The following is a 264-nucleotide window of genomic DNA, read 5'->3' as shown; positions in this document are numbered from 1 at the left end:
AGTTCTTTATCGACGAGCGCGGCACCGAACCGCATTTCTTCACCGAGGAAGCGACCCGCGATGGCCGCAGCGCGGCCGATTTCCACCAGAAGACCTATGAATATGGCCAGGCGCATCTGCCGGTGCGCGAGCAGAAGAAGGTCGTCGGCCATGCCGTGCGCGCCATGTATCTCTATGCGGGCATGGCCGATATCGCCACCGAGTATAACGACGACACGCTGACTTCGGCGCTCGAGACGCTCTGGGACGACCTGACGACCAAGC

1 protein-coding gene is annotated in these 264 nt (G+C 61.7%); it reads left to right on the top strand.

The features are described from left to right. The coding region (locus SB772_RS42045) for a beta-L-arabinofuranosidase domain-containing protein (RefSeq protein ID WP_410838778.1) at positions 1–264 on the top strand (264 nt) is incomplete at both ends.

The organism is Paraburkholderia sp. SIMBA_030 (assembly GCF_046535245.1).
Taxonomy (GTDB): Bacteria; Pseudomonadota; Gammaproteobacteria; order Burkholderiales; family Burkholderiaceae; genus Paraburkholderia.
Note: the sequence above shows the minus strand (reverse complement) of the source record. Positions and strands in the feature narration are given on the sequence as shown.